18 protein-coding genes are annotated in these 26,480 nt (G+C 67.9%); 7 read left to right on the plus strand and 11 right to left on the minus strand.

The window, feature by feature from the left end; genetic code table 11:
• Positions 1–73 precede the first annotated feature (73 nt).
• The 3 genes from ACZ5KV_RS03560 to ACZ5KV_RS03570 form a co-directional block, all read right to left on the minus strand.
• Positions 74–1,453 (minus strand): condensation domain-containing protein, encoded by a 1,380-nt coding sequence (locus ACZ5KV_RS03560; RefSeq protein ID WP_464240969.1) that lies wholly within the window; start codon positions 1,451–1,453, stop codon positions 74–76.
• A 52-nt stretch (positions 1,454–1,505) separates the two neighbouring features.
• Positions 1,506–5,777, minus strand: a complete 4,272-nt coding sequence (locus ACZ5KV_RS03565) for a type I polyketide synthase (RefSeq protein WP_464240970.1) — start codon at positions 5,775–5,777, stop codon at positions 1,506–1,508.
• Positions 5,778–5,978: 201 nt separating this feature from the next.
• Complete coding sequence (locus tag ACZ5KV_RS03570; protein ID WP_464240971.1) at positions 5,979–8,405, minus strand: hypothetical protein; 2,427 nt, start codon at positions 8,403–8,405, stop codon at positions 5,979–5,981.
• Between the two features lie 653 nt (positions 8,406–9,058).
• Here ACZ5KV_RS03570 and ACZ5KV_RS03575 point away from each other — a divergent pair.
• From ACZ5KV_RS03575 to ACZ5KV_RS03605, 7 genes are all read left to right on the plus strand, one after another.
• On the plus strand, positions 9,059–10,861 hold the full coding sequence (locus tag ACZ5KV_RS03575; RefSeq protein WP_464240972.1) for an ABC transporter ATP-binding protein: 1,803 nt from the start codon (positions 9,059–9,061) through the stop codon (positions 10,859–10,861).
• Positions 10,855–12,576: an ABC transporter ATP-binding protein gene (locus ACZ5KV_RS03580; protein WP_464240973.1), complete on the plus strand. Its 1,722-nt coding sequence runs from the start codon at positions 10,855–10,857 to the stop codon at positions 12,574–12,576. Before ACZ5KV_RS03575 ends, ACZ5KV_RS03580 begins: the two co-directional genes overlap by 7 nt.
• Before the next feature lie 255 nt (positions 12,577–12,831).
• Positions 12,832–13,914, plus strand: a complete 1,083-nt coding sequence (locus ACZ5KV_RS03585; RefSeq protein ID WP_464240974.1) for a YeiH family protein — start codon at positions 12,832–12,834, stop codon at positions 13,912–13,914.
• Positions 13,915–14,098: 184 nt separating this feature from the next.
• Complete coding sequence (locus tag ACZ5KV_RS03590) at positions 14,099–14,542, plus strand: universal stress protein (RefSeq protein ID WP_464240975.1); 444 nt, start codon at positions 14,099–14,101, stop codon at positions 14,540–14,542.
• 174 nt (positions 14,543–14,716) lie between these two features.
• A complete protein-coding gene (phnD, locus tag ACZ5KV_RS03595) occupies positions 14,717–15,655 on the plus strand; it encodes a phosphate/phosphite/phosphonate ABC transporter substrate-binding protein (protein WP_464240976.1) in 939 nt (312 codons plus the stop codon).
• A gap of 2 nt (positions 15,656–15,657) precedes the next feature.
• Positions 15,658–17,142 (plus strand): sensor histidine kinase, encoded by a 1,485-nt coding sequence (locus ACZ5KV_RS03600; RefSeq protein ID WP_464241800.1) that lies wholly within the window; start codon positions 15,658–15,660, stop codon positions 17,140–17,142.
• A complete protein-coding gene (locus tag ACZ5KV_RS03605; RefSeq protein WP_464240977.1) occupies positions 17,139–18,497 on the plus strand; it encodes a sigma-54-dependent transcriptional regulator in 1,359 nt (452 codons plus the stop codon). The genes ACZ5KV_RS03600 and ACZ5KV_RS03605 overlap by 4 nt, the downstream gene beginning before the upstream one ends.
• 249 nt (positions 18,498–18,746) lie before the next feature.
• Here ACZ5KV_RS03605 and ACZ5KV_RS03610 read toward each other — a convergent pair whose 3' ends face one another.
• From ACZ5KV_RS03610 to ACZ5KV_RS03645, 8 genes are all read right to left on the minus strand, one after another.
• On the minus strand, positions 18,747–19,967 hold the full coding sequence (locus ACZ5KV_RS03610) for a tetratricopeptide repeat protein (protein ID WP_464240978.1): 1,221 nt from the start codon (positions 19,965–19,967) through the stop codon (positions 18,747–18,749).
• Positions 19,968–20,002: 35 nt separating this feature from the next.
• Positions 20,003–20,695, minus strand: a complete 693-nt coding sequence (locus tag ACZ5KV_RS03615) for an energy transducer TonB (protein ID WP_464240979.1) — start codon at positions 20,693–20,695, stop codon at positions 20,003–20,005.
• Between the two features lie 17 nt (positions 20,696–20,712).
• Entirely contained in the window at positions 20,713–21,123 is a 411-nt protein-coding gene (locus ACZ5KV_RS03620; RefSeq protein WP_464240980.1) for an ExbD/TolR family protein, read from the minus strand.
• Complete coding sequence (locus ACZ5KV_RS03625; protein WP_464240981.1) at positions 21,120–21,779, minus strand: MotA/TolQ/ExbB proton channel family protein; 660 nt, start codon at positions 21,777–21,779, stop codon at positions 21,120–21,122. The genes ACZ5KV_RS03620 and ACZ5KV_RS03625 overlap by 4 nt, the downstream gene beginning before the upstream one ends.
• Complete coding sequence (locus tag ACZ5KV_RS03630; RefSeq protein WP_464240982.1) at positions 21,779–23,254, minus strand: MotA/TolQ/ExbB proton channel family protein; 1,476 nt, start codon at positions 23,252–23,254, stop codon at positions 21,779–21,781. Before ACZ5KV_RS03630 ends, ACZ5KV_RS03625 begins: the two co-directional genes overlap by 1 nt.
• Before the next feature lie 17 nt (positions 23,255–23,271).
• Positions 23,272–24,036, minus strand: a complete 765-nt coding sequence (locus ACZ5KV_RS03635; protein ID WP_464240983.1) for a DUF3450 domain-containing protein — start codon at positions 24,034–24,036, stop codon at positions 23,272–23,274.
• Positions 24,037–24,116: 80 nt separating this feature from the next.
• Complete coding sequence (locus ACZ5KV_RS03640) at positions 24,117–25,652, minus strand: APC family permease (protein ID WP_464240984.1); 1,536 nt, start codon at positions 25,650–25,652, stop codon at positions 24,117–24,119.
• Positions 25,649–26,455: an SAM-dependent methyltransferase gene (locus ACZ5KV_RS03645; protein ID WP_464240985.1), complete on the minus strand. Its 807-nt coding sequence runs from the start codon at positions 26,453–26,455 to the stop codon at positions 25,649–25,651. Before ACZ5KV_RS03645 ends, ACZ5KV_RS03640 begins: the two co-directional genes overlap by 4 nt.
• Positions 26,456–26,480: the final 25 nt, after the last annotated feature.

A 26,480-nucleotide genomic window follows, 5' to 3' on the forward strand; every position in this document is an offset into this window, starting at 1 on the left:
GCCGTACCCCGGGCAAAGCGCACGCTCCGGCCCGGCGCCGAATGCCGGGAGCCTGAAAAACGACAGGCGCGCCTCAGCCCCTGTGCGCCACGGAGGCTGCCACCTCACGCAGCCCGCCCCGTATGCCCTCCAAGGCGCAAACATCGCCGAGGCACGCATCCTCCCGCCCGGGCAAGGCAAGCATGACCGCCTTGAGCAACTCCGCCAGCGAGACGATCCTGGCCCGGGAGAAGAGGCGCGGGTCGTACATCAGGGACAGTTGCAGCCCCGAATGCACCTGCGCCCCGACGACCAGGGGATAGCCCGAGCGGCTGACGAGCCCCCCGGCGGAGACGGTCACTCCGCCCGGAGAGTCCGGCTCCCGCCCGGTTCCGGTGTCCATGTTCTGAAAGACGAGGCAGCAGGTCTGCGCGAGAGGGGCCAGTTCCTTCTGGATACCGACAACGTCCCCGGGCGGTACGAAGTGGTATTGCATTGCCTCCACCTGATAGGCGCGGATATGACGCAACCAGTCGCCGACCCGGCTCGCCCCCGCGCAGGGCAGACAATGCGGGAGCACCCCGAGCAGAAGCCCGAAGAGCGACTCGACCCCCGGCAGGTCCGCCGGGCGGCTGGCCGAAGTGGACAGGAAATAGGCCCGCTCTCCCTTCTGGCAATGGCTGAGGATCAAGGCCCACGCCCCCTGGAACAGGGCGTACAGCGTCACGCCCAGCCGCTGCGCGCCGTCGTTCAGGTGGCGGGCCTCCTCTTCAGTCAGGGGCAGGAAATGCACTTCGGTCGCGCAAATCCTGTCCGGCCACCGGGGGCACTCCACAAAGGGCAGCCGCTGGGAGGGCACATCGCGCATCGCGTTGCGAAACCAGCCCACCGCCCCCTGCACGTCCTGCCGCCGATGCCACAGCAGATACTCCCGGATCGAAGCGGCCGGGGGCGCATACCAGCGCCCTCCGGCGGCCAGCACCGCGCATCCCGTGAGGAAATCCCGGATCGCCAATCCCAGGGACCAGCCATCGAAAATCAGATGGTCGATGGTGATGCTCAGAATGCTTTCCTCGTCGGCCAGCCGGTGCAGCGCGATGCGCAACAGCGGTGGGACGCGCCAATCGAACAGGACGGCCGAATCCGCCTCCTGATAGCGGGCGACCTCCGCCTCCGCTTCACCGCGCGGCATATGCCGCAGGTCGAAAAAGCGGAACTCCGGCTGCGCCGCGTGATGGATGACCTGAAAGGCCCTCCCCGGCGAAAGGATATGCAGAGAGGTCCGCAGCGAGGGATAGGCCGCGACGATTTCGGACCAGACCCGCCGTGCGATGTCCGGATCGACTTTTCCGGCGAGGCGGTAGCCGTAGACGTGTATACTGTCGATGCTGCTCGCGGACTCCCCTGCCAGGAAGAATTCCTGGCAGGCAGTCAGCGGCAGGATGTCTTCGAGGCGCGACGCGCTGCTGCTCATGGCTCCCCCGGCGCTGATGTTTCGGGCGGATACACGCCCCTGGCGGTGTCCATCACTGCAATGCCTCCGCAGCCTGCCCGGCCTCCCGGAGGATGCGGGCCAATTCGTCCCCGCGCAGGTCGCAAAGCGGGAAATCGGCAGGGACGGGGCCGCACCCCTCCGCCCTCTCGATCACGTTTTCCGCGAGCAGCGCGACGTGCGCCGCAAGGCGGCGCATGAGGGCCTCCACCCGGACCGAGGTCCGCGAAGCGGAAACGACCAGGGCATCCCGGTCCGCAAAAGCATATAAAACAAGGGACGGCTCTCCGTCGGCAGCAGGCCCGATGGCGGCGTGCGCCTCCGGGGCCGCATGCCCGGCCTGTGCGGAATCCACCCAGAAGAAACCGACCTCCTCCCCGGTTACGGGCCGTGTCCCGCTGCCCGAAAGAGCCCGCAGCAGCGCCGCCTTGAAATGGGGGATGGCCGCCGCCCCGTCTGGCAGCAGGCCGTCGTCCAGCGCAACAGACACAGGCACGGCATAGGGACCGACGCCGTAGCGCACCGGGGACAGGGTGGGCCAACCGTCGCGCATGTTTCTCCACACCGTGACCGCTCCGGCCTGCGGCGACTCCTCGCCGAGCGCCCCGAGCAGGGCGCAGGCCGCGAAATCGCCGGGCGACATGCGGGCCATGCCGCTCGCCTGTGCAATCATGGCCTGTATCCCGGGGCTGCCGACGGCAACGAAACCTGCCCCGTCGCTTCCGGCGCTGCCCGCCGCGTCTGCCGTTTTCGCCCCGCGTCGGGCTCCGGTACAGTGCGCCGTCGCCGGGGTGGCGCGCAGGGCTTCCGGCAAACCGGCAAGCCATGCCGACCAGGAGTCCGGCACTGCATCGGGCAGCGTGCCGGAGCGGAGGAACGGCTCGATTTCCCGGCACAGCACATCGGCGCCGGGCTTGTCGCACACGGCCCAGGAAAAGACCGCCAGAATCAGGAGTTCTCCGGACGGCCCCTGGGCAACCGGCGCCAGATACCAGGGGCGGCGGCCATCGCAGGCGGGGCAGGCCGCGGGCAGCGATGCGAACGGGTTGGCGCGCAGACGTTTCACAACGCCTGACGGCAGGGCGAGCCCGTCGTACACATGCTCGTCGGCCCAGGCCTTGCTTCCGCTGCCGGGCAGTGTGACATCGCCCTCAGCCCACCGCAGGCGCAGGGTTTCGTGGCGCGCGGCAAGGGCTTGCGCCAGGGCGCCGAGCCGCTCCGGAGCAAGCCCCTCGGGGCAATCGAACACGGCGTGGAACCGGCGGTCGGCCCCCGCATGCGCAGGGAAAAAGGCAGGCACCGTTATGGCGGCAGCCGGGGCCTGGCCAGGGGCAGCGCTCCGGACCTTTTTCGCCAATTCCTTCACGGTTCCGGCCTCGAAGACCTCCCGGGCGGAGAAAGAAAGCCCGCGCTCCCCGGCGAGCCGCAGCATCTGCATCACCTGCACGGAATTGCCGCCAAGGGCCAGAAAGTCCTCGGTGGTCCCTATCGGCCGGACCAGGAGCAGTTCCTGCCATATCTCGACGAGTTGCCGTTCGGTCTCGTTCGCGGGCGGCACCTGCTCCCCGGCGGACGCGCTCCTGTTTTCCCGCATGAGGGAGCCGAGGGACGCCCCTTCGGCGGCCGCGCCCGAAACAGGGGCGGGATCGACCCAGAACCGCTGCGGATGCAGCGCCGTTTCCGGCATGGGGCAGCGCCGGGGGGCCGCAGGGGTAAAGAACTCCCGCCAGTCCACCCCGCCGCCGTGGGCCCAAAGATCGCCGACAACGTGCAGCATGGTGCGCGGCTCCTCCCCGGGTGCGGGGCCCTGCTCCGGCGGGACGCCGGGGGCATCGAGCCCCGGGCAGACCGCCAGCCCCAGGTCCGGCCTGGTTCCCAGGCTGCGCATGACATGCCCCGGCCCGACCTCGATGCCCAGAGACGCCCGGTCCGCGATGGTGGCAAGGCAGCGGTCGAATTCCACAGTCCGCCGTAAATGCCGGAGCCAGTAGCCGGGGCGGGCCATTTCCTCCCCTCCCCAGGTGCCGGTCACATTGCTGGCGATGGGCAGCCCGGGGGGACGCAACTCGACCTCGCCGAGCAGCCGCCCGAAGGGTTCGAGGACGCCCTCCATGGCGACGGAGTGGAAGGCGTGCGAGGTTTTGAGATACAGCCCCCGCTGACCATGGCGCTCCACGGCCTTCAGGCAGGCATCCAGGGCCTCGGGCTGGCCCGACAGCACGCAGTTGGCAGGGCCGTTGACGACGGAAAGCTCGACCTGATCGAACAGCGCACCCAAAACATCCCCGAGAACATCGCGGTGCAGCGTGACCATGAGCATCCGGCCCGGAGGAGCCGCCTGCATCAATACGGCCCTGCCGACGACCAGCCGGGCTCCGTCCTCCAGGGAAAAGATGCCCGCCTGCACCGCCGCGGCATACTCCCCGAGGCTGTGCCCGAGCACGCAGTCCGGCCGCACGCCCTTGGCGGCCAGGGCCCGGGCAAAGGCCGTTTCAAGGCCGAAAAGCAGCGGCTGGGCCATGGCCGTGGACGCCAGGGAAGAGGCACCCGCGTCGGCGGCATTGCGGCGCATGATTTCGAGAATATTCGGCCCGCCGTTGGCGAGGAGCACCCGGGCCACCTCGTCCAGGCACTCCCGGAACAGCGCGTCGTGTTCATAGAGGCCGAAGCCCGCGAAGGCGTGCAGGTTGCCCTGGCCGGGAAAAAGGAACGCCACGGCACCGTCCCGAGAAGCGGCGCGGCGAAGGGGCGGGGCGGTCAGGAGCTTGCCCGCGGCGGCCTCGCGGCTCTGCGCGACGACGGCGGAGCGCCACGCATGATGCTGCCTGCCCACGGCCAGGGTATACGCCGCGTCCGCCAGCGGCACACCGGCCTCCTCCAGATGCCTGGCGCATTGCGCCTGCATCCGGCGCAGGCCATCCTCGTACGGGGAGGAAAGCAGAAGCAGATGAGCCCGATCCTGCGCGCCGCCCTCCGTGGGGCGCGCCCGGGGCGGCTCCTGGACGACCACATGGACATTGGTGCCCCCGAAGCCGAACGAACTGACCCCGGCCAGCAGCGGCACGCCCGCGCGCCGCTCCAGGGCGCGGCCTCCAGCCGAAATCGCAAGCGGGGCAATATCCCCGAACGCGGGGTTCAACGCGCTGAAGTTGGCGGTGCCGGGGGCAAATCCATGATGCATGCACAGGCAGGTTTTGACGAATCCGCACAGCCCGGCGGTCGCGTTGAGGTGGCCGACGTTCCCCTTGACCGACCCCAGGACGACCGGCGCGGCGCGCCGCTCCCTTGCCGGACCGAAGACCCGCAGCAACGCCTCGACCTCGATGGGGTCTCCCAGTTGGGTGCCCGTCCCGTGGCCTTCCACGTAGGCGATCTCCTCCGGCGCACACCCGGCGACCGCAAGGGCCGAGAGGATGGCCCGGGCCTGCCCGCCGGCGCTGGGGGCGACGAACCCGATTTTGTCGTTCCCGTCGTTCGCCGAGGCGGTGCCCCGGATCACGGCCCAAACATGGTCGCGGTCCCGCAGCGCAGCGCGCAGCGGCTTGAGCACCACGGCCACCGCGCCGTTGGAAAAAACGGTGCCCTGCGCGCCGCTGTCAAAGGGGCGGCACAGTCCGTCGGGCGAGTGAATCCCACCGGGACTGTACAGATACCCGAGATCCGGCAACAGAACCGTTCCGGAAGCCACCACCGCCCGGTCGCACTCCCCGCCCAGCAGGGACAGGACGGCCATGTGCAGGCTGGTCAACGACGAGGAACAGGCCGTCTGTATCGTCATCGCCGGGCCGGTGAAGTTGCATTTGTATGCGACGCGTGTCGCCAGGAAATCGCTCCCTGTGCCGAGGAACGTCTCTATTACATCGATGGAGCCATTGCATAAATGAGGGTACAGGTGGCCCATAAGATAATGGCTCACATCGGCGCAGGCGAAGACGCCCGTGCGCGTACCGTTGTCGTCCGTGGGCGGATACCCTGCGTTCTCAAAGGCGCGGACGGAATACTCAAGGACCAGCCGATGCTGGGGATCCATCAGCCCGGCTTCCCGGGGGGGAACCCGGAAGAACTCGGCATCGAACAAATCGTACCCTTCGATGGAATACCGGTAGGGCACATAGCCCGCCTCCTGACAGAGGTCCACGTGCAGCCCGGCGGCCAGCTCGCCGTCCGGAACGCGCGTGCGGCAGACGCGTCCCCGCACCAGGTTCTCCCAAAAGCCCGACAGGGAATCCGCCCCCGGAACCCGCAGCGCCATTCCGATAACGGCGACACTCTGCTCCTCGCTCTCATGATGGCCGCATGCCGACACTGCGAACTCCTCTCTTGCTGTCATATAGGGATAGGGAGATGAAACGGGGACGCCGTTGCGGACGACGCGAAACGCGCCGACGAGAACACGGGCCGCGAGGAGGCACCGGCAGGCGCCAGCCCTCCCGGTGCCCCCCGCGCGGCAGCCGTCGCCTCAAGGAATCCGCGCCGTCCGGGCCCGGCAAGGCCCTGGCGCGCCGCATCATGCGCGGGGCTCCTGCGGCTCGGCACCGGCCGTGCAGCCGCAATATCCCCGCAGATGCTCCAGGGTCGATGCCGGAAGAAGGTCCGTCATCAAGCGCCAGTCGTTCTCCTTATACAGCGCGCGAACGCGCGACGCGCTGATGGCGCGGCCCCCGGCCTCCCGCCTGGGGATGACGTTGCAGGCCACGCCATACAAGGGGAGGATGTCCATGAGCTGGCGCATGTACTCTTTGGTGACGGCGCAATACGGCTCCTCGCCAAAGAACCTGCTCCCGATCCCGAACTCGGGACAGATGATCGAGGCGAAGACAAGCGCATCGATACCGGCGTCGAAGCGGCTCTGCTGCCGCTCCTCCTTCGTGAAATATCCGGCGAAGGTGATCGAGGAGATGATGCCCGGCCCCCCCGGCACGACGCGCACCCTGTCGCCGAATTTCCGCACGCCGGAACGGACCATCTCCAGCCTCTGCGCAGTGGAGAAGAACGACTTGTCCTCTTCGAGAATGAACGCATACAGGCAGTCGACATGCTCCAAAGCGCTGCGGACAAGGTGCTCGTGGCCGAGGGTGAAGGGGTTGCAGTTCATGACCACGGCCCCGATGGCGGCGCCCGCCTTGCTCTCAAAGCGGGGAACGGCTTCGAGGAAGGACACGAAGGACTCGTTTGACAGCATGACGCTCCTGACCACCTGGCCATAGTCCCGTAAAGTCTGTTCATGAATCCGCACGACATGGCGCCTGGCGCGCCGCGCGACGGCCTGCTCGAAAATGGCATCGGCGATGATCTGCATCCCACGGCAGGAAACATGCCCGATGTCGATAAAAAGCTCCCCGTGCTCATGCGGACGCTCGAAGTACGGTTGCAACGCATGCACGAAAACGCCGGCATCGCGCAGGAGCCGGAGCGTGTGTTCAAGCCGCACAACGTTCCAGACGGGATATGCCGTATCTGCCACGATCTCACCAATCAACAGCCTGAAACTCCTTATTATCTCCTGCTCATCAGGAGACGGTGCCGCTGCGAACATCAACTCCGGGCACAGGAACAACGAAAACGAGGCCCCCGCCTCGAGACAATGCTGATGCATCGCATGCACGATCCCGGTGAAGGACTCGGACTCGTTGCGCGGCCAGTAGGGAATCGCAAGGAACACGACGTGGTCGCCAGGGCACAGCGGTACGTGAAGCAGCTTCCTGAGGCAGTTGCCCGGGTCCGATGCGTTCGTCCCGTAATTCACCACCCGAAACCGCGTCCGCATGCGCGCATCGGCATGGGCGACGTGACACTGCTTCTGGACGAGACTGGCCACGGTGCTTTCGTCATCGACAAATGCACCGAAAGCGCTGCTTGCGCCGAAAAGATAGATGGAGGAATCCCATGCCTCCGGCTGGAAGGCCGTGTGCCTGAGCCCCCCGGAGCAATTGACGAACGGGCTTTCGAGGTCCGCCGGGACGAATCCGCTGCCGAAAAGGCTGGCCTGGCTCCAGGTCGTGATGCCTGCATAGTGCGCATCGCCGAACTGCGGGTGCCCGCCGTACAGCACGGCGTACCGCTCCCGGCACAGAGGGGCGGAAGGTGCGAACACCGCCCGCTCGGCCTGAAGCAGTCCTCCTTCGCCCATGAAAAGGGAATGCGCGGCGACTACGGACTGGAAAGACTCCAGCACGCCCATGCGCTGCGCGTGCAGCAGGAGCGGGGTGAAGTCGCCGACATGGGAATGGATGCATCCGAACGCATCCTGCGCCGCGCCGTCGGCCACGAGGACGGCGTCTATTTTTTCGTCCGCGATCCAGTCGCCCGCGGCCCTGGCGGGCAGCGTCGCCCCCTGAAAGACGATGTCGTGGGGCTCATCATCAACAATCCCCACGATATTCCGAAGCATGCCCAGCTCCCGCAATACGGGCAGGAGCGTGTATCGCGCCACGTGCCCCTTGTTCCAGAGCAGCAGCCTGGCGCTCCGGAAGGCATCGAGCATGTGACGGACATCCCCGTAGCTGACGCAGGCTCCATTCTGGATCATGTATCGTGCTTTGGGGGCTGCCAGAGCCAGAAATCCGGAAGGCAGGACCACCGGGGTCACCCCCCGCGCCACGCTGCATAAATTCGTCAAAACCTGCTGATAGTCCTTGAACGCGAGCACGAGGAGAAGCCTTTCCGCCGGAGTCTGCGCCAGCAATCGTTCGAATGCCCGCGGTTGCCCGTCAGCCATGTCGACGACCTGGAGAGCCTCCGCCCCGGCGGCAAACGCAGGCAGAAGCCGTTCGGCCACCGAAGCGTCACCAGCAAGAAAGACCACCTCCCTGCCACGGCAAACGGCGGCGATGTCCTGCTCCGAGCGCAAGGGCATGGCGTATGGGGAGGCGCAAAGCGAATGGCTCGCGTCGTGAAAGAACACATCCAATGGTCGAACGAAGCTTCGTGTCATGGCAATCCTCCGACATGGCAAGATGTTCCAGCCACAGCGCCTTCGCGACGCATGCGTCTCGCGGGGCCGCCGGAGCGGTCCGGCGCCCGGGCCTGGCCGTCTCCCCCAAGGCTGGCGGCACCGCCAGAGGCACGTCCCCTCCCCGGGGCCAGGCTCCCGCCCGCCGCGCACAACCGCGCGATACGCAAGCCGCTCCGGGCCGGGACGGCGGCGGGCCCCAAAGAGAAGGACGATCCCGGCATACGCAGGCCCAAACGCAGCGCATGCGGCGCACAACCCGCCGTGGCTTTTGCGAAATTGATTCTCAAAATCACTAAGACGGTCCCTCCACCCAAACTACCCGGGCGGACTTAGAAAATATCCTTTTCCCGCATCACACATCCGCCAGGCAGTCGTCCCCTCCGGGGAGCATCCGGAGACATGGGCTCCCTGCCGCAAGGTCCGGGCAAAGCGTTCTTCCGCCCCGGGCGTCGGCCATTTTCGAGTACTTTTTTGTTGAATAAGAGAAGCAGGCTCGACGGGCGGGCGGTATGCACAAGGGTCACACGCCGGGCGCGGATACGGGCGGACGCCCGCGCGCCCCGGCAAATATCCCGGGCGGCGCGCCCCATGCCGGAGCGCGACGCATAACGAGACCCCAGCGAGGAGGTCGGATGAAAGCCCTTTCACTCGTGCGGATGGTTTTCGCCACGAACAAGGTCGCGGCGCGGCACTTCACCGTGGCCCTGATCTGCGCCGCCTTTGGCGCGCTCATGCTGCCCATCCCCATCATCATGGTTTGGAAGATGTTCGTCCTGCTCCTGGCGGGGGGGGCGGGCGCATCGCTTCTCGTGCCCGGTGTGTGCGCCTTTGTCTCCGTCGTCGGCTATTCCGTCCTGACGGTCGTCGCGTCCACCCACTCCCACAAGGCGGCCTTCGGCCTGTCGACCTCCATCGCCACGGCCCTGGTGGAGCACATCGGCCGCGTTCCGTTGCATTGGCTGGCCGACATCAGCAACGGCGAACTCAAGAAGATGATGAGCCACGATGTCGACCAGATAGAAAACTTCATCGCCCACAACATGACGGATTTCGTCTCCGCCGTGACGCTTCCCCTGGTCACCATCCCCGTGCTGTTCTTTGTCAGTTGGCAACTGGCTCTCATCATGGTCATCGCCGTCGCCGTCGCCGAATTCGTACAAATGCGATCAATGGCCATATTGCAAAAGAACAACCTGATGGCTGAATATTTCGAAACAATGGCTTCCCTGCATGGCGATGCCGTCGAATACGTCCAGGGCATGCCGGACATCAAGATATTCAACAGGGCGGAAGCCTCAATGTCCCGCATGCAGAACGCAATCAGGAAGTTCAAAGATATACAGACAAGATCCCGGGTTCTCACCCTGCATTCCTGGGCCCTTTTCTCGACCTCGCTGTCCATGGCCTTCGCCGTCATCGCCATCGCGGGCGTCTATCTGCACAAATACAACCGGCTCCCGTTCGAGAACGTGGTCCTTTTCATCGTCCTCGGGGTGGTGACCTTCGTGCCCTTCAAACGCCTGATGCGCTTCGTCACCTTTCTTTGGCGGGCGGGCATGGGCTATGCCGGCGTGAAAAAACTGCTGGAAGTCGAGGTCGAGGACATCGGCGACAGGCGCCGCTCCGAAATGGCCTCCGCCGACCTCAACGTCAGCGGGCTCAACGTGTACTACGGCGAAAAGCAGGTTCTCCACGACGTTGGCTTTACCGCCAGGGCGGGGACGGTGACGGCCATCGTCGGCCCGAGCGGTTCGGGAAAAAGCACCCTGACCGCGGCCATTGCCGGCCTCGAACGAATCCACAGCGGAACCATAACCGTCGGCGGCATCCCCCTGCGCGACTTCGCCCCGGGAGAGCTGTCCAAAGCCATCTCCATCGTGTACCAGAGCCCGTTCGTATTTTCCGGCACCGTCCGCGAGAACATCTGTCTCGGCCTGGACGCGCCTTCGGAAGAGGCCATGCGCAGAGCCGCGGCGATGGTCCAGTGCGACACGCTCATCGGCGGCTTCCCGGAAGGCTACGACACCAGAATCGGCGCCGGAGGCTCCGTCCACCTGAGCGGCGGGCAGAAGCAGCGGGTGGCCCTCGCCCGCATGGCGCTGCGCAACGCCCCCGTCGTGTTGCTCGACGAGGCGACGGCCTTCGCCGATCCGGAGAGCGAGGCCGCCATACAGAAAGGGCTCTCCAGCCTGCTGGCGGACAAGACCGTCCTGGTCATCGCCCATCGCCTGCCCTCCATCGCCAAGGCCGACAATATCCTGGTCATCGACAATGGGCGCATCGTCGAATCGGGCACGCACGATGCCCTCATGGCCGACGACACGCTCTACGCCCGCATGTGGAACGCCTACCACGCCGCGCGGAGCTGGATGTTCTCAACCGAGGCGCCCCCGAACGGCGCCGGGGATTGCGCCCATGGAGGCCGGACATGCTGAAAATGATTCGCCTCACCGTCGGTTCGCTGGCCACGTTCATCGGCCCCACGGCGCTCAGTTTCCTGGCCCATCTCTCCCAGGGGCTGGCGTATGCGGGCTGCTTCCTCCTGCTCGCCTGCGCTCTGGACGACAATTCATCCGGGTGGGCACTCGCGGCATACAGCGGGCTCATTCTCGCCACCATGCCCATGTACTATTATGCGTTCTACGCATTTGCCTCCCTGTCGCTGAAGAAGGGCTATGCCCTGACGGCGGCCCTGCGCGAAAAGCTGGCCGACCACCTGAAGACGTTGCCCCTCGCATCGTTCAGGAAGCGGGGAACGGCCCTTATAAGCGGCAACTTCCTGCACGACATGATGGATACGGAGCTTGTCTTCAGCACGTATATCTACGACATCACGGCGGCAGCGATCATCATCGTCCTGTTCGGTTGCACGTTCCTCTGGGTCGAGCCCGTGCTCGGCGCGACAGTTCTGGGCACCTCGTTGGCGGCCTTTCCCATGCTCTGGTATTCGATCCGCTGCATCGAGCGCGATTCCCACACCATGGTGCGCGGGCGGGCCCTGGTGGACAAGACGTTGCTCGAATACCTGAGCGGCATCGGCGAACTGAAGGCGACGGGCATGACGGGGACGCGTTTCACGCCCTGGGTCAGAGCCAACAGGGACCACAAGGACTTCGCCCTGAAGGCGGAAATCCGCTTCGGGAAACTGGGCTACTGCTACCTCACGCTTCTGGAATTCTCGTTCATCGTAACGATGCTCGCCGCCGGGTTGCTGGTGGCAGATTCCTCGATCAGCATCGTCGTCTTCCTCTTCTTCATGCTGCTGTGCGGACGGTATTACGAGCCCATGCAGGAAGTCAGCCTCCTGCTTTCGGAGTTCCGCTACTGCCTCGCATCGGTCAGGCGGATCGCCGACACCCTGAAGGAATCCCCCCTGCCCCGCCTCTCCGGCTACACCGAGCCGAAGTCCCATGAAGTCGCGTTCGGAAATGTCCATTTTTCCTATGGCGACAAGGAGATCCTACACGATATCTCCTTCACCATGCGGGAAGGGACGGTGACGGCCCTGGTCGGCGAGTCCGGCAGCGGCAAGACGACCACCGCCAATCTGCTGCTTCGCTTCATGGACGTGGGTTCCGGCAGGATCACCATCGGCGGCACGGATATCCGCTCGTTCCGACAGGAGGAGCTCTACAGCCTGTTCAGCGTCGTCTTCCAGGATGTCTACCTGTTCAACGACACCATCATAAACAACATCCGCCTGGCCAAACCCGGCGCAACGGACGAGGAGGTCATGGAAGCCGCGAGAAAAGCGTGCTGCCACGACTTCATCATGGCGCTCGAACAGCAATACGAGACCTCCGCCGGGGAGCAGGGTGCGCGCCTTTCGGGTGGCGAGCGGCAGCGTATCGCCATCGCCCGCGCCATCCTCAAGGACGCTCCGCTGCTCATCCTCGACGAGGCGACGGCGTCCATCGACCCGGAAAACGAGTTGCTGATCCAGCAGGGCCTGACGAACCTGACGCGCGGGAAAACGCTGCTCGTCATCGCGCACCGGCTGTCCACAATCCAGAAGGCCGATCAGATCCTGGTCCTGGAAAACGGCACCATTGCCGAACGGGGCAGGCACGACGACCTGCTCGCCCGCGAAGGCATCTACCACAACCTCTGGACCCAGCAGAACGAGCTTCGCTCCTGGACCATCACCTGAGCCGACCCCGGCTGCCCCAGGCCGCAGGGCGTCCTCATCCCGCCGCCGCGCCTCGTCGCCATTCGGCCAAAAGCCATCCCCGCGCCCCATGTTCCATTTCAGGAACATGGGGCCTTTTCATGTTCCACAAATTTCCCGCCACACGCCGCCCCCGAAGCGACTCGGATTCGTAACAATGCGGAACAACGTGCAATCGCAACATGGCACCGCCTTTGCTCCAGGGCGGCTAAACTTTTTCCGTGAGAGGTGTGTCCCATGTCGCAGAATGTCATCGTCCAACCGCTCGACGCGCAGCGGGATTTCGCCCGGGCCGTGCTCGACAGCCTGCCCGGCCTGCTGCTGGTGACGGCGGTGGCCATCGTGGCCAACGTCGTGGCGCCCAAACTCGAAGCCTACCCCTTGTTCAAGACCTACCTGTCGCTCAAGGACTTCATCCTGGCCATCATCTTCGGCATGATCATCCGCAACACCGTGGGCGTGCCCGCCGTGTTCCAGCCCGGCCTGCGCTACTCGACCATCCTGACCAAGACCGGCATCGTGGTCATGGGCGCCAGCTACTCGCTGGCGGGCCTGGTTTCCGTGGGCGCGCAGGCGCTGGTGTTCATCGCCCTGTTCCTGTTCGGCACGGCGCTGGTCATGATGTGGCTGTGCCGCAAGATGGGCATGTCCTCCTCCCTGGGCGCCTGCCTGGCGGCGGGCATGTCGGTCTGCGGCGTTTCGGCCACCATCGCCATCGCCCCGGCGGTCAAGGCCAAGAACGAGGACATGGCCTACTCCATCGCCGTGGTGCTCATGTTCGGCCTGCTGGCCCTGATCGCCTTCCCCCTGGTGGGCAGGATATTCAACCTGACCGCCGGACAGTTCGGCGCCTTCGCGGGTGTGGGCATCGTCAACTCGGCCCAGGTGCTGGCAGCCGGATTCGGCTACAGCCAGGACGCAGGCATCGTCGCGGGCATCTACAACATCGGCCGCGTGGTCTTCCTGCCCTTCGTTGTGCTCATGCTGGCCCTCATGGCCGCCGCCCAGGAAGCCGCCCAGGGCAACGAGGTGGGCACGATCAACAAGTGGCAGATGATTCGCGACAAGTTTCCGGTCTTCGTGCTGGGCTTCCTGGCCATCGTCTGCCTGAACACCATGGGCATGCTCTCCAAGTCCGAGGTCAAGGTCGCCAAGATCTTCATGGAATGGGCCTTCCTGCTCGGCTTTGCCAGCATCGGCCTGACCACGCGCCTGGCCGACCTGCGCGCGGCGGGTTTCAGCGGATTCCTCTTCGGTTTCGGCGTTGCAGGCATCAAGGCGGCCCTGGCCCTGGTGGTCGTGCTGCTTTTCATGAACTAACCACGCATCAAACAAGGAGTTGTGTCATGGCATTTTTCAAAGCCCTTTCCCCGTCCCGGCGCCAGGACGCCATCGTGGTCCTGCTCGGCTTCGCCGCCATCACCCTGTCCAAGTTCATCGCGTAAGACACCCCCCCGCGGCCGCCGGAACCCCGCTCCGGCGGCCGCACGCCCAGGAGGCACGTATGCGGCGCATCCTTCTCTGTAGCAACGGCTCCCCCGAGGCCCGGCGCGCGGAGGACTATGTCCTCACCGAGCTGCGCTCCTGCGGGGGCAGCGTCTTCGCCCTGCACATCGTGGACACGGACCTCATGCACTACGGGCTGGTCGATCAACTGGCGACCCAAGGTGACAAGGAAAATTTTCTCTGTTATGTCCGCGAGGAAGGAGAACGCGAGTGCCGGGGCCGCCTCGGCGGCTTTCTCGAACGGGCCCGCAAGGGCGGCGTGGACGCCCTGCTGGGCGTGCGCTGGGGCGAGCCCCTGCGCGAAATGCTGGCCGCGGCGGCGGAAAGCGGCGTGGACGAAATCGTCCTGCCCCCGCGCAACTGGGGGCTCGACTTCACGGTGCCGCATTTCGTGGACCGGCTGAATAGATCGAGCCCCTGCAAAATCACCGTCTTATCCTGAGTCCGGCGGCGGACGGCCCCCTGGCACACCGCCGCCCGGGTGCGGCGCGGGTGTCGGCGGTCGCCCGGTGCGCCGCCCCTGCGGGCGGTCCGCCCGGCCCGCCCCCGGGCGGCCACCCCGCAGGATGAACAGATTCCCCCAGGCCCGGGCCAGCTCCCCGGACCGGAGTTGCACATGGTCCGCGCCCCCGCCCCGCCTGCCCGGCCCAGCTTGCCGTCCGCCCTGCTCCGCCTGGGCCTCGCCCTGGCCCTGCTGGCATGCCTCGCCGCACCCGGCGCGGCGGAGCAAAAGGCCCCCCAGCGCAACGCCTACCGCTTCGGGGTCATCACCCTGAACCACCCCGTGGTCATCTACCAGCAGTACCAGCCGTTCCTGGACTTCCTGGCCGAGCGGCAGCCCTGGCGCTTCGAGCTGGTGCTGGAGCACCGCTACGCCGCCATCGTCTCCCGGCTGGAGGCCGGGACGCTGGACATCGCCCTGCTCGGGGGCCGGACCTTCCTCCAGGCCCGCGAGCGCGCGCCGCTGGTGCCGCTGTGCGCCGTGCTGGGCATGGACGGCACCCCGACAACCCGCAGCCTGCTCATCGTCCGGGAGGACCGCGCCGACATCCGCGGCGTGGCCGACCTCGCGGGCAAAAGCTTCGCCTTCGGCTCGCCGGACTCCACGGCCAGCTACCTCGCTCCGCTGGACCACCTGATGCGGCGCGGCATCGAGCCCGCCGACTTCTCGCGCTGGGCCAACCTGCCCACCCATGACGCCGTGGCCCGGGCCGTGCTGCGCGGAGAATACGACGCGGGCGCCGTGGCCGAACCCATGGCCGTGCGCTACCTGGGGGCGGGCCTGCGCGTGCTGGAGGCGACCCCGCCCTTCCCGGGTTTCATCATCGTGGCCCGCGACGACGTGCCGCCCGCCGTGCGCGACAGCCTGCGCGACGTGCTGCTGGCCGTGGACCTGCACGACCCCGAGGTGGCCGCCCGCGCCGCCGGATGGAACGAGGTGCTGCGCCACGGCTTCGGGCCGGTGGACACTGCGGTCTACGAGACCTTCCGGCGCATGGAGCAGCGCGTGGGCCTGGACGGCTCCGGCCCGCAGGCCCCGGAGGCCACCCCGTGAAAATGGGCATGCAGGCCAAGTTCATCCTGTTCGCCGTGCCCTGCATCGCCCTGTTCGCGGGCTTCATCGGGCTGGTGACCATCCAGCGCGAGGAGGACCTGCTGCTGCGCAACGCCACGCAGCAGGGCATGGGCATCGCGCGCATCTCCTCCGTGCTGTTCACCAATGCGCGCATCTATGAAGACCTGGGCATGGTGGACACCTCCGGCATGTCCGACTACCTGGATTATTTCGTGGCCGACGTGATGCGCTTGGACCCGCGCATCGTCTTTTTCATGGTTTTCGACCCCGAAGGACGCGTGGTGGCGCACAACAACCTGCGCGAATACGGCAGGCTGTACACCGACCCGGCCACCCGGGCCGCCCTCTCGGCCACATACCCCACGGTGCGCCGCGACGACTCCGAGGAGCTGGGCCCGCTGCTGGACATCGCCGTGCCGCTGTCCATCGGCTCCAAGCGCTGGGGCGCCTGCCGCATCGGCTTCTCCCTGGGCGAGATGTACCGCAGCCTGGACCGGCTGCGCTCGGAGGTCATGGGCATCAGCGCGGTGCTGCTGCTCACGGCGCTGTGCGCCGTGTGGTACGCGGGGCGGCATTTCTCGCGGCCTCTCACGGCCCTGACCAGGACCATGAACGACATCACCGCGCGCGGCGACCTGGCCGCGCCCGTGCCCGCCCTGCCCCCGCGCGAGGACGAAATCGGCCTGCTCCAGGCCAGCTTCCTGTGGATGGTCCGCCGCCTGCGCGAGGCCGAGCGCGAGCGCCTGCGCAACGTGGAGGGCATGCACCAGGCCGAAAAGCTGGCCTCCATCGGCCAGCTCGCCTCCGGCGTGGCCCACGAAATCAACAACCCCCTGGGCGGGGTCATCCTGTGCTTCCGCAACCTCGTGGCCGGAGGCATGGACGAGGCCACCCGCCGGCAGCACGAGGAGGTCATCGACGACGGGCTGGAACGCATCCGGCGAATCGTGCGCGAGCTGATGCACTACGCCCGGCCCGCGCCCCTGGCCATGTGCGCCACGCGGGTGGACGACCTGTTCGCGCGCACGGCCTCCCTGGCCGATTTCACGCTCCAGCGCCAGGGGGTGACCCTGGTCTGCACCGTGGCGCCGGACGTGCCGCCCCTGTCCACGGACCCGGACAAGATGGACCAGGTGCTGCTGAACCTCGTGCTCAACGGGGCCGACGCCATGCCCGGGGGCGGCGTCCTGACCCTGGACGCCCGCCTGGACCCCGGGGCCGGGAGCACCGTGCGCATCACCGTGCGCGACACCGGCCCGGGCGTTCCCGAAGAGCACCGCGAACGCATCTTCGACCCGTTTTTCACCACCAAGCACTCCGGCCAGGGCACCGGGCTCGGGCTGGCCGTCTCGGCGGCCATCGTAGCCCGCCACGGCGGCACCCTGGCCCTGGAGCCACCCGTTCCCGGCGATCCGCCCGGGGCCGTTTTCGTCATCAGCCTGCCCCTTTCAGGAACCGCCCCATGACATCGAAATGCATTCTGCTCGTCGAGGACGAACTGACCATGCGCCTGGGCATGCAGCACGCCCTGGCCCGCGAGGGCTATGACGTGGCCGCCGCCGGGGAGGCCGAAGCAGCTCTGGGCCTCCTGCGCGAACGGCCCTTCGATCTGGTCATCACCGACCTGCGCCTGCCGGGCATGAACGGCATGAAACTGCTTGAAACAATTCATGAACTCTACCCGGGCACAGGGGTCGTGCTCATCACGGCCTACCCGGAGGTCGAATTGGCGGTGCAGGCCATCAAGGCCGGAGCCTTCGACTTCCTGTGCAAGCCCTTCCCGCGCGACGGGCTGCTGCTGCTCGTGGAGCGTTTTTTCCGCTTCCTGGACCTCAAGCGCGAAAACGCCCGGCTGCGCGGCGAGCGCGAGGACGGCGAATTCATCGGCGAAAGCCCGGCCATGCTCCGGGTCTTCGAGCGCATCCGCGCCCTGGCCGACGCCTGCGTGCCCGTGCTCGTGCGCGGGCCCAGCGGCTCGGGCAAGGAACTGGTGGCCGGGGCCCTGCACCGCCTGAGCGGGCGCAGCGCCAAGCCGTTCATCAAGATCAACTGCGCGGCGCTGCCGGAACAGCTTCTGGAATCCGAACTCTTCGGCCACGAGCGGGGCGCCTTCACCGGGGCCCAGCAGGCGCGCATCGGCAAGTTCGAAGCCGCCGACGGCGGCACCCTGTTCTTCGACGAGGCGGGCGAAATGCCCCTGAGCCTGCAAGCCAAGCTGCTGCGCGTGCTCGAGGACCAGGAGATCACCCCCGTGGGCGGCAACACGCCGCGCCGGGTCAACGTGCGCCCCGTGTTCGCCACGGCGCGCGACCTGGATGCGGCCATCGCCGAGGGCAAATTCCGTGAGGATCTCTATTACCGCATCAACGTGGTGCCCGTGACCCTGCCGCCCCTGCGCGAGCGCGGCGGCGACGTGGCCCTGCTGGCCGAGCGGTTCCTGCGGCGCTTCTGCGCCCTGCACGGGCGGCAGGTCACCTTCTCGGAGCAGGCCCAGGACGCCCTGCTGGCCTACGACTATCCCGGCAACGTGCGCGAACTGCGCAACGCCGTGGAACGCGCCGTGCTGCTGTGTGCCGAGGACAAAATCCACGTGGGCCACCTGCCCGAGCGCATCCGTGCCGCCACGGAGGCCGCCCTGGCCCGCAAGGCCGACGAGGCGCCCGACGCGACCCTGGCCGAAGGCGTGGCCCGCTTCGAGCGCAGGCGCATTCTGGAAGCCCTGGAACGCACCGGCGGCCGCAAAATACAAGCCGCCGAACTGCTGGGCATCACGCGCAAACAACTCTGGCTCAAGCTCAAGGAGCTGGACATCAGGCTCTAGGCCCCCGGGCGGGGCAAAACAGCAACCCTGCGCGACTCCTTCGCCGAGTCCGACCTGCCCTTTCAGGTGGCTATCGTGGACCTGCACGCCGCGAGCCCGGACTTTCGCAGACGGATCGAGGAGCGGCACAGCAGGATAGCTCCCTGAACGCGGCGCATGCCGCAGAGGCGTCCCGCGCCACGACAAAGGCCGACCCCTTCCGGAGTCGGCCCTTGTTTTCCGTCGCGGCCCCAGCCCGGCGGCGAAGCGTCAGGAGGCCGGAGCCGACGGCGGAGCGGCGGCCTGGGCCTCGCGGCGGGTGGCGTCCAGGTCGTCGAGCACCGCACGCCACGCGGCGGCCTGGGGGCGCACCGAAGGGTCGCTGAGGGCGCGGTGCAGCAGCTCGCGGGCTTCACCCCAGGCCTGGGTCTGAATGGCCGACACCGCCGTGAGCAGCAGCAGTTCGCCCGCCTTGGCGTCGTTGCGCGCATGCTCGCGGCACAGGGCCCGCAGGGCGTCGTGGTCGCCAGCGGCGGCCAGCAGCCGCCCCAGGGTCAGCACCCGGGCCGGGCCGGGCCGCAGGGCCAGGGCCTTGCGCGCGTGGGCCTGGGCCTCGGGCAGGCGGCGGCCCTGCTCCAGCAGCCGGGCCAGACGGTCATACAATTCCGCCGACTGCTCCCGCGCGGCCAGGGGCTCCAGCAACGCCGCCGCGCGCAAGGGCGCGTCGGCCGCCGCATACAGGTCCACCAGCAGCAGCACGTCGCGCCGCTCCAGGGGCGCCAGGGCGTCGGCAACCTCCAGGGCGCTGGCGGCCTCGGCGTAGCGCCCGTCGTTGGCGCGCACCTGAGCCAGAATCTCCCACAGCTTGCGGTCGTCGCGGCGGACCTCCAGGCGCCCGGCCACGGCGCGTTCCGCCGCCTTCCACTCCCTGCCGTCGCACAGCACCTGGATCCACAGCCGGTGCCAGGCCTCTTCGGTTTCCTTCGGGCGCAGGGCCCACAGGCTCTCCAGGGCCTGGCGCGCCCGGGCCGTGGCCTCGGCCTGATAGTGGCCCACGGCGGCCCGGTAAAGCAGCTCGGGCTTGACCTGGCCCCGGTCGCGGTACAGCCCGAAGGCCGCCTCGAAGGCCTCGGCCGCCGGGCCGGGCTTGTCGCCCGCCAGCAGGGCCAGGCCCAGGTTCAGGCGCACGTCGGGGTCCTGCGGGGCGAGGCGCGCGCCATCGGCAAAAGCCTTCGCGGCGGCGTCCATCCGGCCCCGACGAAACTCCGCCGCCCCCTGGACCAGAAACACCAGTGCCGGGACATCCTCGCCCAGGGCAGCGGCCTCCTTGCGGTAGGTGTCCAGGATTTCCACGGCCCGGGCGTCCTGCCCGGCGTCGGCGGCCTGTTGGGCCGCGAACAGCGCCTTGTGGGCACCGGGGGGCAGATCCGGCACGGCGGCCAAAGCCACCCCGGCGCCCCAGGCCCCGGCCAGCAGGGCCACCAGGAACACGGCGGCCCAGGCCGCCCGGCGAGAGAGAAACGCACTCACAGCTTGAACTCGAAGGGTGCGACGACCCAGGTATTCACCGGGGTGCCTTCCAGCACACCGGGGCTGAACCGCCAGCGCGCCACAGCCTGAAGCACGCTGTCGTCAAAAACGCCCGCAGGCGTGGCCTCGACGATGGAAATACGGCTGACGCCGCCCTGGGCGTCGACCAGGAAACGGGCCACCACCCGGCCCGTAATGCCCTGGCGCCGGGCGTGGTACGGGTAGGTCGGCGGCGTGCCGCGCAGCACGCGGGGCGCCGTGTCCACCTCGCCGACCTCGAACAGCCGGGGGCCGGACATGGGCGGCGCGGGGGCCGTCACACTCAGCGGCACCACCACCGAGGCTCCGGCCATGGCCGCCGCGTCCAGGGCGATGTCGAAACGGATGGTCTCCTGGGGCCGGGGCGGCTGGGGCGTGGGCGACGCGGCCAGATCGGGCAGTTGCGGCGGCAGTTCCCGCTCGGGCTGCGGGCGCTCAGGCTCCGCGACCGGAGGCGGCTCCGGGCTGGGCGCCAGCAGCACGGCGCCCTCGTACTCGCGCTCGGCCATGGCGTCGCTGCGTTCGGTCAGCCATGGAATGCCCAAAAACAACAGCGCGTTGACCGCCAGGGCCAACAGCACCCCGCAGGCCCAGCCCCAGGCCCGCAGACGCGGCAGGGGCGAGTCCAGGCAACAGGCGCAGGCGTTCATAGGGGCTCCTCCTTCCCTCAGGGCTGCCGGGCGGCCACGCTGACGTGCTTGACCCCGGCCATGCGGCAGGCGTCGAGCACCGAGATGACCACGCCGGTGACGCTGGCCTTGTCGGCGGCGATGACCACCGAACCTTCGGGAATCTCGGCCAGGAAGCGTTCCATCACCGCGCGCACGGAGCGCACGTCCACCACGCGGTTTTCAATGTGCACCAGGCCGTCCTTGTCGATGCCGATGACCATGTTGGTCTGTTCCTTGAGCTGGGCCGAGGCGGCCACCGGGCGCTCCACGTCCACGCCCGACTCCTTGGTGAAGCTCGTGGTCACCAGGAAGAAGATGAGCAGGATGAAGATCATGTCGATGAGCGGCGCCATGTTGATGTCCGAGCCGCCCGAGCGCCGCGCCCGGCTGTAACGGATGGAATTCATGCCCCCTCCTCGCGGGGTTTCGCAGTCTCCGGCAGGGTGCAGGGCTCCTGGCCCGGCCCGTCGCAGCCCTCCAGCATCAGCCCGTGGGTGAAGCGGACGACCCGCTCGCTGGCCCGGGCCGCGCGCCGCCGCAGGAACAGCCCCAGCGCCAGCCCGGGCACGGAAGTCACCAGCCCGGCCTGGGTGGTGATCAGCGCCACGGAGATGCCCGAGGCCAATCCCCGGGCGTTGCCCGTGCCATGCACGGCGATGATGTCGAAGGTGTCGATCATGCCCGTGACCGTGCCCAGCAGACCGAGCAGCGGCGCGGCCCCGGCCAGCATGAGGATGGTCCCCGTATGGCGCTGGAAGCTCAGGGACACGCTGGCGGTCTGGGCCTCCAGATAGCGTTTGCGCATGCGCACGCGCAGGCCCCGGGCGGCCCCGGCGGCTTCGAGCAGTTGCAACTGCCAGGGCGCGGCCGTGAAGCCCGGCTCCCCGGCGCGGCGCAGGCATTCGCCCACGCCCTTTTCCAGGGCGCTGTTGCGCCGCAGCAGGTACCATTGCCTGCCGATGAGCAGCCACATCCACAGGGACAACCCGAGGATAAGGACCATGATCCAGCCGCCGCGCGCCAGATAGGAGCCGCTGTGGGCCAGCAGGGAACCGACGCCCATCACGCCCCCTCCGCGCCCCGCAGGACCACGTTGTCCCCATGGGGCACCACGGCCCCGGCCTTGAGCAGGGTCACGGTGAAGGCCGTGCCCTTCTGCTCCATGTCGCCCAGGACCACGTCCACCCGGCGTTCCAGGAAATGGTGCAGGACCATGATCGGAATGGCCACGGCCAAGCCGAGCTGGGTAGTGATCAGCGCCTCGGAGATACCGCCGGACATCATCCGGGGGTCGCCGGTGCCGAACAGGGTGATGACCTGGAAGGTATTGATCATGCCCGTGACCGTGCCCAGCAGGCCGAGCAGCGGAGCGATGGCCGCCAGGATCTGCATGGACGGCAGGAAGCGCTCCAGCCGGGGCAGCTCCTGAAGGATGGCCTCCTGGAGGGCGTTTTCCAGAACTTCCTGGTTCAGCCCCAGATGGTCCAGGGCGCGACCCAGCACGCGGCAGGCCGGGAATTTCCCGCCCCGGGCGCAGTATTCCTTGGCCTTGGCGATCTCGCCGCTCTCCACGCGCTCCACGATCTCGCGCATGCGTGTTTCGGAAAAAGCCCGCGAGGAGCCCAGGGTAATGAAGCGCACCAGCCCGAGCCCCAGGCCGACCACGCCCACCAGCAGGATGGGCCAGACCAGGAAGCCGCCCGAGCGCAGCCAGTCCCAGAGGTCGTCGCTGGAGGCGTTGCGCCGGAAGGCCGCGCCGTCGGCAACGTCCAGGGGCAGCAGCGCGCCCTGGCCATCGAAAAAGTCCTCCACGTCCCCGCGGGCGCCCCGGGGCAGGGCGTCGGGCACGGCCCGCAGGGCCAGGCCGTCGGCGCTGGGCGCCAGCACGCCGACCTCGCCATCCGCCGCGCGATAGAAGGTGGCGAAACGGGCCGCATGCAGGATTTCGCCCGTGCGCTGCGTGCCGTCGGGCCCGGTGTAGTCGCCCTGGCGGCGATGCACGCCGCCGGTCAGGGCCAGTTCGTCCAGAAACACGTCGGCCAGACGGCCGATGGTCGTCATGTCCGGAAAGGCGTGGTCCCTGAGCAGGCCGTCCACGACCTCGCGGCTTCCGGGAGCCAGGGCGGTCAGGGGGTTGTCCGCGAGCATCTTGTCCGCGTCCTTGGCGGCCTGACGGATGGTGCCCTCCAGAGCCCGCATGCCTTCCTGCTCGGCCTCAAGGTCGGCTTCCAGCCGGGCGCGCTCTCCCGCGCGGGCCTGGAGGGTCTTCGCCAGAGCGTCGTATTCCTGTTGCAGGGTGCGCACCAGCGCCCGCCGCTCGGCCACGGTGGCGGTCGTCCGCTTGCGGTCGCCCGCCACGTCCTGGCGCATGGCCGCCGCGTCGCTGCGCATCTCCTGGCTGCGCTCGCGGACCTCGGCGTCCGCGCGCTGCCAGTCGCCCTGGGCCGCCGCAGGCAGCGGCGCCAGGGCCCCCAGAGCCAACGCCCAGAGGCCCAGGCCCAAAGACAATACCTTTACCGGCAAAAACGCCTTGCGCATTCCGTCCTCTCCCCTCTTCATGGCCGCACCTGCGGCACGGGCAGGGTGATCAACTCAACAACCCGCCGCCGCCCGGCAATGTCCAGGGCCTTGGCCAACTCGCCGTCCAGCCCCGAGGGCAGCGCGCTCCACGCGCCCGCCTGGGCGTCGTACACGCCCCCGCGCCCGTCGGGCAGGCGGCAGTACATGGCCAGCCGCCCCAGGCGCAGCACGCGCCCCTGGACCTCCTGCCCGTCCAGCAGCAGCGATTCGTCGGAAACGTCCACCTGTTCGCCGTACATGGCCTCGATGCGCAGGGCCTCCAGGGTCCGGCGCAGCTTCTCGGCCAGGGAAAGCTGATAGTCGTCCAACGCGGCATGCAGGTTTTCCAGGCGTGCCGCGCGCTCCTGGGCCAGGAAGGGCATATCGGCAGCCACACTCTGGCCCAGCCGCCCGGCCAGGGCGTCGAGCAGGGGCTCCAGATCCTGGCGCACGGCAACAAAGGTTTCCTTGCGCTGGTGCAAGGCCGCGATGGCCGCGTCCTCACCGGCGATGTAGGCCTTGTGCTTGGCAATCTGGTAGCCGAGCCACTCTTCGCGCACCAGGAGTTGGCGCTCCTCGGCGGAAAGGTCGTCGCGCTCCTGGGTCCAGCGGTCGGCCTCGGCCTGGGCCGCGGCCTGGGTCTTGGCCGCCGAACGCAGGGTCTGGTCGGCCTCCTGGGCCGTCATGTCCGCGTGGGCGCTCATGGCCGCGCAGGACAGAATCACGACCGCCAGGGCGGCGGCCAGGATTCGCGTCTTCATGGTCCTGTCTCCTTCTTGGGCAATCAAAAAACCTTCCGGGGGGCATTAAAAATGAAGATGATTCCTACAATCATTTTCATTTAAAAGCTACCACCCGACGAAGGAAAAATTTCATCACTCCCCGTCCGCTCCCCGGAAGTCCCGCCCGGAGCGGCTTCAGCGGTGGAATCCACCATCACGGGCACCAGGGACAGGGCCCCTTCCCGAGCCGGGGCGAACTCCTCCCGGGCCGGGGAACAGGTCGTGTCCACCGGCCGCAGCCACCAGTAGCATAGCGCTCCGAGTACGATAGTGCCCACGCCGTACAACCCGGCCTCGGGCTGTTCGGTCAGCGAGTGGACCACGATCCAGGCATTGCCAGCCAGGAACAGCAACGGCGTCAGCGGATACCCCAGGGTGCGGTAGGGCCGGGGCGCGCCCGGCTCGGTCAGGCGCAACTTCACGAGACCGCAGACCGTAAGGATGGACGCCAGGGACAGCGTGAAGCCGATGTAGATGAGCAGCGTCTCGAAAGTCGCCGAAAGGATCATCAGCACCGCCAGGAGCCCCTGAAGCAGGATGGCCTTGCCCGGGGTGCTGCGCGCGCAGTCCACCTGGCGGAAACACCTGAAGAAGACGCCGTCGCAGGCCATGGCGTAGTAGACCCGGGGCCCGGCCATGATCATGGCGCTGATGACCGACAGCAGGGCGAAGGCGATGACCATGCCCGCGGCCCGGCCGACCTCGGGGCCGAACAGCGCCGCCCCGGCCAGCACGCCGAGGTCCAGCGCCCCGGCCATGGCTCCCGGGGCCAGGGCGAAGAGGTAGACCACGTTGAGCAACAGATACAGGCCGATGACGATGACCGTCCCGCCCACCAGCGCCAGGGGGATGTTGCGTTCGGGGCGCTTGATCTCCGCACCGAGGTAGGCCGCCGCGTTCCAGCCGCTGTAGGCGAAGGACACGAAGATCAGCGCCACGGCGAACTTGCGGCTGAAAACCGCGCCGAGGCCGGAATCCAGGGTGAAGAGCCCCGTCAGGCGCGCAGCATCGCCACTGCCGAGCCACAGCCCGCCCACGGCGAAGAGCAGGATCACGCCGATCTTGAAGGCGGTCAGCAGATTCTGCACGCGCCGCCCCAGACCGACACTATGGTAATGCACGAGCGACAGGACGACCACCACGCCCACGGCCAGAAGGGTCGCGGGCGAAAAGGTGAACGTCGGCCGCCCGAAGAGTTCCAGAACGAACCAGGGCTCGCGCCCGCCACCCGGAACGTAGGTGGCGAACGCGATGGCCGCCGCGGCAATGGGCGCGGAGAACCCCACGATGAGGGAAATCCAGCCCGAAAGGAAGGCCGGCAGCGGCCCGAATGTCCGCCGCAGGTAGCGGTATTCACCGCCCGCCTGCGGCATCATCGCCCCCAGCTCGGCGTAGCACAGGGCCCCGGCCAGGGCGAACAGGCCGCCCACCAGCCAACAGAGCAGCAACGCCTGCGCGCTGCCCAGTTCCGCAACGATGAAGCCGGACGTGGTGAACACCCCGGTGCCGACCATGTTGGCGACCACCAGGGTCAGGGCCGAGCCCAGCCCGATCTCGCGCTTCAGGGCGCCTGTGCCAGCCGAGTGGTTTTTCATTTCAGGAAGTCCCCGACGTAGATCAGGTGCTCGAAGGGCAGCTTGCCGCCGCTGCGCTCAAGGATGGTGTCCAGGGTCGCCAGCAGCACGGTTTCCCTGTCCTTGAACCCGGCGTAGGAGACGATGGCCATCGGCGTGTCGCCGGGGTAGCTCTGCTTGAGCTGCTCCACCACTTCGGGCAGGTCCAGGCCCATGGTGAAGAAGACCATGGTCGACTGCGTCCGGCCCAGTTCGGCCAGGGTGTCCTTGCCGGTGTACCCCTCGCGGGCGGCCGAAGCCGCAGTGAGGAGCACCGAGCGGCTGACCTTGCCGCTGGCCACTCCGCGCTGCAGGGCCGCGTTGGCCGCGTTGAAGCTCGACAGCCCGGGCACGACCTGGGGCTTCAGGTCCGCGAACTCGGTGAGGTAGCCGGTGTGCGGGCCGTAGACCATGGGATCGCCGTTGTCGAGAATGGCCACGGTCTTGCCGGCGGCCACGGCCCCGCGGATGACGGTGCGCGCCTGGGCCTCCATTTCGGTGTTGTCCTTGTGGCGTCGCCCGAAGTCGGCGAACAGGCCGTGCCCGGCCTCGTGCAGCTCCTTTCCTTCGAGCATGTCGGCGTAGTCCTTGAGCACCCGGCCCATGGCGAAGACCACGTCGGCCTCGGCGATGACCTTCTGGGCGCGCAGGGTCATGTTGTCGCGGTCGCCCGCGCCAAGGCCCACGAGGTAGAGCCGTCCGGTCTGCGCCGCGCAGGCCGGACCGGCCAGGAAGAGCCCCGCGAGCAGCAGCGCGGGCAGGGCGAGCAGGAAGCCTTTGAACATGATGCGTCTCCTTGCGAATCGGTCG

It is taken from the genome of Desulfocurvus thunnarius (assembly GCF_055390965.1).

What these genes read in the sequence shown, in the direction of transcription:
- ACZ5KV_RS03560 (WP_464240969.1), bottom strand. Translation starts at nt 1,453, where the DNA reads ATGAGCAGCAGCGCGTCGCGCCTCGAAGACATCCTGCCGCTGACTGCC.
- ACZ5KV_RS03570 (WP_464240971.1), bottom strand. Translation starts at nt 8,405, where the DNA reads ATGACACGAAGCTTCGTTCGACCATTGGATGTGTTCTTTCACGACGCG.
- ACZ5KV_RS03575 (WP_464240972.1), top strand. Translation starts at nt 9,059, where the DNA reads ATGAAAGCCCTTTCACTCGTGCGGATGGTTTTCGCCACGAACAAGGTC.
- ACZ5KV_RS03580 (WP_464240973.1), top strand. Translation starts at nt 10,855, where the DNA reads ATGCTGAAAATGATTCGCCTCACCGTCGGTTCGCTGGCCACGTTCATC.
- ACZ5KV_RS03585 (WP_464240974.1), top strand. Translation starts at nt 12,832, where the DNA reads ATGTCGCAGAATGTCATCGTCCAACCGCTCGACGCGCAGCGGGATTTC.
- ACZ5KV_RS03590 (WP_464240975.1), top strand. Translation starts at nt 14,099, where the DNA reads ATGCGGCGCATCCTTCTCTGTAGCAACGGCTCCCCCGAGGCCCGGCGC.
- phnD (WP_464240976.1), top strand. Translation starts at nt 14,717, where the DNA reads ATGGTCCGCGCCCCCGCCCCGCCTGCCCGGCCCAGCTTGCCGTCCGCC.
- ACZ5KV_RS03600 (WP_464241800.1), top strand. Translation starts at nt 15,658, where the DNA reads ATGGGCATGCAGGCCAAGTTCATCCTGTTCGCCGTGCCCTGCATCGCC.
- ACZ5KV_RS03605 (WP_464240977.1), top strand. Translation starts at nt 17,139, where the DNA reads ATGACATCGAAATGCATTCTGCTCGTCGAGGACGAACTGACCATGCGC.
- ACZ5KV_RS03615 (WP_464240979.1), bottom strand. Translation starts at nt 20,695, where the DNA reads ATGAACGCCTGCGCCTGTTGCCTGGACTCGCCCCTGCCGCGTCTGCGG.
- ACZ5KV_RS03620 (WP_464240980.1), bottom strand. Translation starts at nt 21,123, where the DNA reads ATGAATTCCATCCGTTACAGCCGGGCGCGGCGCTCGGGCGGCTCGGAC.
- ACZ5KV_RS03625 (WP_464240981.1), bottom strand. Translation starts at nt 21,779, where the DNA reads ATGGGCGTCGGTTCCCTGCTGGCCCACAGCGGCTCCTATCTGGCGCGC.
- ACZ5KV_RS03630 (WP_464240982.1), bottom strand. Translation starts at nt 23,254, where the DNA reads ATGCGCAAGGCGTTTTTGCCGGTAAAGGTATTGTCTTTGGGCCTGGGC.
- ACZ5KV_RS03635 (WP_464240983.1), bottom strand. Translation starts at nt 24,036, where the DNA reads ATGAAGACGCGAATCCTGGCCGCCGCCCTGGCGGTCGTGATTCTGTCC.
- ACZ5KV_RS03640 (WP_464240984.1), bottom strand. Translation starts at nt 25,652, where the DNA reads ATGAAAAACCACTCGGCTGGCACAGGCGCCCTGAAGCGCGAGATCGGG.
- ACZ5KV_RS03645 (WP_464240985.1), bottom strand. Translation starts at nt 26,455, where the DNA reads ATGTTCAAAGGCTTCCTGCTCGCCCTGCCCGCGCTGCTGCTCGCGGGG.